Annotated in this window: 4 protein-coding genes and 1 pseudogene; 2 read left to right on the forward strand and 3 right to left on the reverse strand. The window is 34.3% G+C overall.

What is annotated here, in order from left to right:
- Nucleotides 1-2 precede the first annotated feature (2 nt).
- Complete coding sequence (locus J3495_RS06420) at nt 3-3,041, reverse strand: SusC/RagA family TonB-linked outer membrane protein (protein WP_210665749.1); 3,039 nt, start codon at nt 3,039-3,041, stop codon at nt 3-5.
- 239 nt (nt 3,042-3,280) lie between these two features.
- Nucleotides 3,281-6,082: a helix-turn-helix and ligand-binding sensor domain-containing protein gene (locus J3495_RS06425; protein ID WP_210665750.1), complete on the reverse strand. Its 2,802-nt coding sequence runs from the start codon at nt 6,080-6,082 to the stop codon at nt 3,281-3,283.
- Nucleotides 6,083-6,276: 194 nt separating this feature from the next.
- On the opposite strand from J3495_RS06425, the gene uvrA reads away from it, so the two are divergent.
- The gene (uvrA, locus tag J3495_RS06430; RefSeq protein WP_210665751.1) at nt 6,277-9,072 is read left to right on the forward strand and encodes an excinuclease ABC subunit UvrA; all 2,796 of its coding nucleotides are present in this window, start codon (nt 6,277-6,279) and stop codon (nt 9,070-9,072) included.
- Between the two features lie 6 nt (nt 9,073-9,078).
- Here uvrA and J3495_RS06435 read toward each other — a convergent pair whose 3' ends face one another.
- Nucleotides 9,079-9,378 carry a hypothetical protein gene (locus J3495_RS06435; RefSeq protein ID WP_210665752.1) on the reverse strand — a complete coding sequence of 100 codons (300 nt, stop codon included), beginning with the start codon at nt 9,376-9,378 and terminating at the stop codon, nt 9,079-9,081.
- A gap of 313 nt (nt 9,379-9,691) precedes the next feature.
- On the opposite strand from J3495_RS06435, the pseudogene J3495_RS19540 reads away from it, so the two are divergent.
- A pseudogene (locus tag J3495_RS19540) lies at nt 9,692-9,852 on the forward strand (IS982 family transposase); the annotation flags it as partial.

The following is a 9,852-nucleotide window of genomic DNA, read 5'->3' on the forward strand; positions in this document are numbered from 1 at the left end:
AATTAAAAATTAATGTTTAATCCCAATAAATACGTTCTTGGTATTGGATAGAATCCGTAATCAATTCCTCCTCCAATTGGAGCTCCGTTTGAAGCACCTGGATCAAAACCTTTGTATTTGGTAAAAGTGTACAAATTATTGACACCTGTGTATAATCTCAGTTTTGTCATACCTGCTTTTGCAGTAATATCAGGGTTTAAAGTATATCCTAATTGTATGTTTTGAATTCTGATGTAAGAAGCATCTTCTACAAAATAATTCGAAAAAACATTGTTGGCTGTAGCGCCCGTAGTCACTCTTGGTACCGTCGTACTTGTGCCCTCGCCTGTCCATCTGTCTAAAACATAATCTAAACGATTGGCATCTGATAATGTTCTTTCGTAGTTTCGAACCATATCATTTCCTACTGAAGCAAAAGTGTACATAGAAAAATCTACGTTTTTATAATTTAACTGTAAATTGAATCCCATGGTTGCATCTGGAATAGGATCACCAATATTCGTTCTGTCTTTTGTGTCTAAAACGCCATCTCCGTTTGTATCTACATAACGAATATCGCCAGGTGCAGCATTTGCGCCCAAAGCTACCTGAGAAGGATGTGCGTCAACCTCGGCCTGATTTTGAAAAATTCCATCTGTCTTATATCCATAAAAATACCCCATTGGTTTTCCAATTTCCATTCTTGATGGAGCCGGCTGACCTACTCCAAAAGAACCACCTTCGATAAAACCAATTCCGTTATTTACTTCTAAGACTTCGTTTTTAAGAAATGTAACGTTATAGCCGATAGTCATCGAAAAGTTATCAGAGAATTTTTCTGAGTAATCAATTGCAAATTCAAAACCTGAATTTCTAACGCTACCCGCATTCAATGTTGGCGAACTTGCACCAGGAGCTCCAATACCTGTGATTCCTGAAACTGGAATATTTTGTATTAATAAATCATTCCGTGTATCAATAAAATAATCAGCCACTACGTTTACTTTATCATTCATTAGTTTTGCATCCAAACCAACGTCAAATTTTCTTGCTCCTTCCCATTTTAGATTTGGATTTGGCACCTGACCGGTTGCGATTCCGTTTACCAAAGTGCCATCAAAAACATACGTTGCCTCACCGGTTAACAATGCTAAATAACCAAAATTTGGAATTTGATCATTTCCTAAAGTTCCGTAACTTCCTCTTAGTTTTAAAAAGCTGATTGTTTTTGATTCTCCAAAAAATCCTTCGTCAGAAATCACCCATCCTGCTGTAAGAGAAGGAAAATAACCTACTTTGTTCCCTGGTCCGAATTTGGTAGAGGAGTCTCGACGCAATATGGCAGATAATAAATATTTTCCTTTGTAATCGTATTGCAGTCTTCCAAAATAAGAAAGCCTTCTTTGGTCGTAAACATAACCACTCGTATTTAGCGCTTCTGAAATACCTTTTGTCAAAGAAAGATCGGCAAACTGCCAAGAATTATTTGGTACATCAAAACCTGTCGCAAACAAGCCATTTCCCCATTCTCTAAAAATGGTAGTTCCGATCGTTCCTGTTACATTATGTTTATCTTCAAATTTCTTCGTGTAAGTTCCAAAAAGGTCAAAAGAATAGTTATTATCATTTACTGTATTTTGAGTTACAGAACTTCTTTGTACATCAAAAACTTTTCCCCCGTAACTTATTTGTTTTGCAAAATTCTTTCCTTCACTATTTGAAGTGTTAAAACCAATAGCACTTGATAATACAAATCCGTTAAAAATTTTAAAATCCAAACCAAAATTTCCATTGATTTTTTTATAATTGTAATCATTATAAGTATTGGCTATTTGCGCTAATGGATTGATAATTTCTGTTCCTAATCCAGTGGTACTAGGCACTAACGAAAAATCACCATTAGCATTGTAAGGACTTAAAGTTGCCGGTACATTTAAAGCATTAAATAAAACAGAACCTAAGCCGTTTTCGTTTAATGTTTTTCTAGTAAAATAAGTATAAATAAGATTGGTTTTTAATTTAATTCTATCGCTTAAATCGGCTCCAAGAGCTATTCTGGCTGTATTTCTTAAAAAACCAGATTTATCTCCGCCAACAATACCTTCCTGATCCAAATGCGAACCACTAATAGAATAAGTAATTTTTTCTGAACCTCCGGAAAAAGACAAATCATGATTAATAATCGGAACTCCTTTACCAAAAACTTCATCCTGCCAATCTGTACCTTTAGCTAAATTGCTTATGTTAGGGTAAGGAAGCGCTCTACCACCATTAGCATAGCTTTCGTTTAATAATAAACCGTATTCTGTTGCGTTTAGTGTTGGTAATTTTCTGGATGTTTCCTGAAATCCTGTATAAGCATTATAGGACACTTTTGTTTGAGAATTTTTTCTACCCATTTTAGTGGTAATCAAAACAACACCATTTGCTCCAATTGATCCGTAAATGGCTGCTTGAGCATCTTTTAATACAGTTATGGTTTCAATATCATTAGGGTTAAGTAAACTCAAATCGCCCTGGTAGCCGTCTATAATCATTAGCGGACCGTTTTGTCCGTTGGTTGCGATACCACGTATACGAATATCTAATCCTGCTCCAGGTGCTCCGGATTGAGTCGTTACGTTTACACCAGAAACGGTTCCTTGCAAAGCTTGTTCTACTTTGATAGGTTTTAAAATCTCCAGCGTTTTGCTACCAACCGTTGATACAGCACCCGTAACTTCTCTCCTTTTTTGACTACCATATCCAATAACGACAACTTCATCAAGTGATCTGGCATCCTCAGCCAATTTGACGGTTATTTTGCTATCAGATACAATAACTTCCTGCGTTCTAAAACCAATGTAACTTACTGCAATGATAGAGCCCTTGGGAACTGCAGTTAGTTTAAAAGATCCGTCAAAGTCTGTGGTTGTACTTTGCGAAGAACCTTTCACTTTTACATTCACGCCAGGTAATGATAAACCTGATGCATCAAGCACTGTTCCGTTTACCTCTAAGTTTTGCGAAAACGCAAAAGATGTAAACAGCATGAGTGCCATTAATAATAATTTAGATTTCATAATTAGTTAGTTTTTATTGAATATAAAATTATCGCATCTTATTAAGAATAAAATAAAATTCACCACAACAAAAAACATACATCTTAAAAAAAGACAATAAAATTCAAGATATCATAAAAAAACATACGACAAATCAACAAAATAGAAATGTTAATTTTTTTAACAGAAAAGCCGAAAATCATGAATAAAGGACAAATGTTGAGGTAATGTATAGTTTTTCAAACGAAATTTTAGCCCAACTATACAGCCAAGATATACTCTACTAAACCGATTTCGTGCTGTAAATCCATTTTTTTACGCAAACGATATCGCTTTATTTCTACACTTCTAACCGAAATATTAAACAAAGGTGCAATCTCTTTTGAGGAAAGATTCAAGCGCAAATACGCACACAAACGCAAATCATTTGGAGTCAAAACAGGATGCAATTGTTTTATTCTTTTTAAGAAATCTTTATCTGCATTGTCAAAAGCTTCTTTAAAAACTTTCCAGGAATCTTCCTCTGTAATATTTTTATTGATGGTTCTAATTACCGATTTGATATTATTATCATCATCCTGATTGGTTTTCTTCAAATCTTCCTTGATAAAAGCCAGAAGCTCGTTTTTGCTGTTAAGACTCATCGTAGAAACTGCCAGTTCCCGATTTTTGTTGTCAACATCCTGAGACAATTGCTCATTTCGTAACTTCATCAATTGTTGCTCGTTTTCCAACTCTTTAATTTCGAGCAAAAGATTATTCTCTTCAATGAGCTTCTCTTTTTGTTTTTGATAAAAATTTCGATAGGCTTTATTGATAAAATATCCAATTACAAATACAATTATTAAGTAAATAAAGCAAGTAAAATTGGTGAGATACCACGGTTTTAAAATTTCGAATGTATAAGTTGCCGTATTCTCTAAAACTATATTCGCATATTTTGCTCTTAACTTAAAAGTATATTCACCAGGCGATAAATTCTTAAAATTTACGGATGATTTTGTGCTCCATTCGCTCCAATCGTTCTGAAAACCTTCTAATAAATATTGGTATTCAGAATTGATATATTTGCTGTATTCCGGAACAGTATAATTTATAGTAATATTGTTTTCATTCGATTTGAAACTTCCTTTTTCTTGCAAAACAACATTCGTAAGGGTCTGATTTTGCTTATTGATCGAAATTTCCGAAATAGCGACTGCGTAATTCCTAAAACTCAAATCATCGATATTCAAAGTATAATAACCATCTGTGGTTCCGATAAGATAGGTTGATTTTGAAATTTGCGTGACATTTTCAAACCCCGACATCGAATTGGTTAGAGAAGATGGAATCGGAATCACATTTTGCTTCAGCTGATTACTTAGTTTACTGGCAGAAAAATAATGGATATAATTTTTAGAAAACAACCATATTTTATTCGCATTATCAACAATTAATTTTCCCGAAGTATACTCGTCTTTTTCAAAAATGGCACTTAACAATCTATCTTTTTCAAACTTTTTTGTGGAGGAATTAAGTTTAAAAATCCCTCCTTTATAAGCGTAATAAATCGAATTATTAAATTTTGTCAAACTTGCATTTTTTCCAATTTTTGGAGACGAATACGTATAAAATCCTTTTGTGCTTAAAAGATTATTATCTAATTTTAATCTAAAAATACCTTTGTATTCGTGACTTACGTAAAGATCCAAATTGGGCAAAATTTCGAAATAACGGGAAGAATAGTCAAATCCTTTTATTTTATTTTTAAAAATCCATTGATTGCCTACTTTTTCTAAAACCGAAATCCCGTAATAATTTCCCTGAAGCAATTTATTTTTATTTTGAGGAACAGCTTCAAATTTCCATGTTCCCGATGCCGAAAATATATTTCTGGCGAGAGTATTTTCTATTACAAATGTGCCTGAATCATGACCGCAAAACAATGTATTATCATATTTAAACAACGACCATACCTGCCCTTTTGTACCCTGTACAAACTGAAAATCGGCATTGGTCTGGTATTTTTTACAAAATAACCCCTGATTTGTCCCTACATACAACAGACCGTTGTGTGTGATAGAGGCATATACGGTACCCAAAACACCCGTATCGTCTGTAAAACTATGCACAGGAGATTTGAGGTTAATACAATTGATTCCGTTATCAAGTCCCGTCCATAAATTGTGATCTTTATCCTCAAATAAGGACAACGCAGTATTATTGCTCAGGCCTTTGCTCTGCGAGATATGATACTTTAATTTACCTGTACTCGACAAAATAAAAATACCATTCGAGACCGTTCCTAAAGCATAACTTCCATCCTGCAATCGCTGGCTACTGTATACGAAACTCGATTTTAGTTCCTGATCGACATCGGTAACAAAATGTGTTAAATTACTTCCTGCTAATTTATAAAAACCATCTAATTGCGTCTGGATCATCAATCCTTCTTCGATAGCAAAAATATTAGCAATAGTAAATTTCTTTAAAACAGGATGGTCTGAAATCAATTTTTCTTTACCGCCTTCAATCTCAAATAACCCTTTTTTTAGGGTTTGAAAATAAATAGCATTTTTGCTCGAAAATGACTTTACCACGCCACTTTTGGGTGCGATAATTTTAAACTTCTTGGTTTTGGTATCGTAAATATAAATACGGTTCAGCGATTGAAACAAAATCCATTGATCGTATTTTAAAATGTTCCAAAACTGCTCATCATCCAGAATTTTGCTTTTAATGCGATCGCTCAGTGAGGTATATTGTAATTTTCCGTTGGCGTGACGGGTCCAATAGCCAAAATTCATGTAACAACCTGTGTAAATGGTGTTATCAATCACTTTTACAGACCGCATAATGGTTTCATTTGGAGTCGGATACAAATCCCAATTGGTACCATTATATTCTAAAAGTCCTTCATTATTAGCAAAATACAAATAATTTTGATCGTCCTGAACAATCATCCAACTTTGATTTCCAGCACCATATATTGCAGGAGGAAATTTTATAATAGGCGGAAGCTCTTGCGAAAATAGGACAAAACCTATGCAAAAAAACAGTATCGATAGTTTTGTTTTCAAATTTATGAGATGGTTTATTTATTAGAAAAACAGTTCTAAAATAGCATATTTTATACAGAAAATACAAATTTCCACTAAAAAAATAGCATTACAAAAAAGAAATCGTTAACAAACGATTCTGTTAAGATTTGGAACAATGTCATTAACAAAACTCAATTCAAAATTGATTACTTTTGTAAAAATTGACATTTTTTATGCAAATCGATCTCTCAACACTCGACCCAAAACAGAATATCATCATCAAAGGCGCACAAGTACATAATTTAAAAAATGTAGATGTTGCGATTCCTCGAAACAAACTCGTAGTAATTACGGGACTTTCCGGATCAGGAAAATCGAGTTTAGCCTTTGATACTTTGTATGCAGAGGGACAGCGCCGTTATGTAGAGAGTTTATCGTCGTATGCACGTCAATTTTTAGGTCGTTTAGACAAACCAAAAGTAGAATATATTAAAGGTATTGCACCCGCAATTGCTATCGAGCAAAAAGTAAATACCACCAACGCTCGTTCTACCGTTGGAACTTCGACCGAGATTTACGATTACATCAAACTTTTGTTTGCCAGAATCGGACGCACTTATTCTCCTGTTTCTGGTCAGGAAGTTAAAAAAAATACGGTAACGGATGTCGTTACAGACGTAAAAAGCTTCGATTTAGACAGCAAATGGATGCTTCTTTCGCCTATACACCTCGAAGAAGGAAGGCAATTAGAAGACAAGTTAAAAGTGCTGTTACAACAAGGTTTTGCTCGTATTTTGGTTGATAACGAAATGGTTCGTCTGGATGATTTCACCCCAACCGACCTTCATAAATTAGATAATAAAGACATTCTTCTTATTATTGATAGAATTGTTGTCAAAGACGAAGAAGAATTTTATAATCGCTTGGCCGATGCGGTACAAACAGCTTTTTTTGAAGGAAAAGGAATTTGCTATCTGCAAGAGCTAAACTCAGACAAAAAATTTACTTATTCGAATAATTTCGAATTAGATGGCATCACATTTTTGGAGCCCAATGTACATTTGTTCAGTTTTAATAACCCTTACGGAGCCTGTCCTGTTTGCGAAGGTTACGGAAATATTATTGGTATTGATGCCGATTTAGTCATTCCAAACACATCATTATCCGTTTTCGAGAGTGCTATTTATCCCTGGAGAGGTGAAAGTATGAGCTGGTACAAAGATGAATTGGTCAAACATGCTTACAAATTTGATTTTCCTATACACAAACCTTTTTTTGAACTTACCGATCAGCAAAAAGATCTGGTATGGAAAGGAAATCAGTATTTTCAGGGTCTGAATGATTTTTTTAAAGAACTGGAAGAAAAAAATTATAAAATTCAGAATCGCGTGATGTTATCGCGCTACCGCGGAAAAACAAAATGCTACGCTTGTCGTGGAAAACGTCTTCGCGAAGAAGCTTCTTACGTAAAAATTAACGGAAAAACGGTCTCAGATTTGGTAGACTTGCCAATTAAACATTTAGTTACTTTCTTCAAAAACATCGATTTGAATGTTTATGAGCAGCAAATTGCAAAACGTTTGATGGTCGAAATCAATAATCGTTTATCGTTTTTGACTGAAGTTGGTCTGGATTACCTCACCTTAAACAGAAACTCGGCCACTCTTTCTGGTGGAGAATCTCAACGTATCAATCTAGCTACTTCTTTAGGGAGCAGCTTGGTAGGTTCTATGTATATTCTCGATGAGCCAAGTATTGGTTTGCACCCAAAAGATTCAGAAAGACTAATAAAAGTACTGCTTTCACTTCGTGATTTGGGCAATACCGTTATTGTTGTAGAACATGATGAAGATATCATGAAAGCTGCCGATATGATTATTGATATTGGTCCCGAGGCAGGAACTTTTGGAGGAAATTTAGTCGCTCAAGGAACATATTCTGAAATATTAAAATCAGATTCACTGACTGCGCAATATCTCAACGGAGATCTCGAAATTTCGGTTCCGAAAAAGAGACGAAAATTCAAAAATCACATTGATATTATTGGCGCCCGAGAAAACAACTTAAAAAATATCGATGTTACTTTTCCTTTGGATGTCTTAACTGTAATCACAGGAGTTTCCGGTAGTGGAAAAAGTACACTGATTAAGAAAATATTATTTCCAGCAGTACAGAAAAAGCTAGAAAATGCAGCAGAAAAAGCTGGTCAGTTTTCAGAAATAAAAGGCTCTTTTTCGCAAATTAAACATATCGAATACGTTGACCAAAACCCGATCGGAAGAAGTTCTCGTTCTAATCCAGTTACCTACATCAAAGCGTATGACGACATTCGTGAATTGTATGCCAAAGAAAAGTTATCAAAAATAAGAGGATATCAGGCCAAACATTTTTCTTTTAATGTAGATGGAGGAAGATGCGAAACTTGTAAAGGAGAAGGCGCTATTAACGTCGAGATGGTGTTTATGGCAGATGTTCAGCTCCCGTGTGAAACTTGCGGAGGAAAAAGATTTAAAAAAGAAGTTTTAGAAATTACTTTCGATAATAAAAACATCAACGATATTCTAACCATGACTATTGACGATGCGATTGCTTTTTTCGAAAAAAATAAACAACACAAAATCACTCAAAAACTGCAGCCTTTACAAGATGTTGGTTTGGGATATGTACAGCTTGGACAGTCGTCTTCTACCCTTTCTGGTGGTGAGGCGCAACGTATCAAGCTCGCTTCATTTTTGGTAAAAGGAGCCACAAAAGACAAAGCTTTATTTGTATTTGATGAGCCTACAACGGGTTTACACTTTCATGACATCAAAAAATTACTAGCTTCATTTGATGCCTTGATCGAAAAAGGTCATTCGATAATAGTAATCGAACACAATCTGGACTTGATAAAATGTGCCGACTGGATTATTGATCTTGGTCCTGAAGGAGGAGAAAATGGAGGTAATTTACTGGCTGTGGGAACTCCCGAAGATATTATAAAAGCAAAAAACTCCGTTACGGGAGTTTACTTAAAGGATAAAATTTAATTTATTTTAGGCGACTAAACATCTTTCTACAAAAGGAACACCATCTTCATCTATCGCTACCAAGATTTTTTTCTGTCTTGATGCCTGAATGGTAAGGTACAGCCATGGAAACGCCCACAGTCCTAATGTTAAACAAAAGATGATAAAATTAAATGGATGATTGACCATTTTTTCACCTTTATACAAAACTGCAAATTGAAATTCGTCATTTCTTTCTTCCAGTATAAATCCTTTGCGGATTTTGCTGGATATCATTTTAGAGAATATTTGCAAATTTTTTTCTTTCTCGAGCTGGCTATTTTTCATACTTTCCCTTCTATTTCATCTAAAATTGATCCTGCTATTTACAAGATGTAAATATTTATTATCTTGCGAATGTAGTATAAGTTGACGGATATTACAATACCCACTTTTAGTGATTTTAGTTAAATATTTTTCATCGAAAACTAAAAAGCATTACTAATTTCGAACTCGAAAGCTAATTTTAAATGCAATATTTGCAGAATAAACATTTTTTTATCAAAGAAAAAAATAAATAATTCAAGTTGCTAGTTTCTATAGTATAAAAAACAAAGCAGAGGTTTAGTAAATTTGTTTTGCGAACCAATAAACCTCACCAATGCTTTGTAAAGACAAAATTATATCAATTTTTTGTTTAATAGATGATATTTTGCAAGGAATTAATCATGTAGATGATGTTAGAAGACAAGTTTGTGATAGTGAAATTATCTTAACGGCAATTGTTTCCTCTACAAGTTTTTATGGCAATCATTGCTCAGC

The organism is Flavobacterium geliluteum (assembly GCF_017948595.1).
GTDB lineage: Bacteria > Bacteroidota > Bacteroidia > Flavobacteriales > Flavobacteriaceae > Flavobacterium > Flavobacterium flavipigmentatum.

Coding starts and splice junctions, on each gene's coding strand:
- J3495_RS06420 (WP_210665749.1), bottom strand. CDS start 3,041: ATGAAATCTAAATTATTATTAATGGCACTCATGCTGTTTACATCTTTT.
- uvrA (WP_210665751.1), top strand. CDS start 6,277: ATGCAAATCGATCTCTCAACACTCGACCCAAAACAGAATATCATCATC.
- J3495_RS06435 (WP_210665752.1), bottom strand. CDS start 9,378: ATGAAAAATAGCCAGCTCGAGAAAGAAAAAAATTTGCAAATATTCTCT.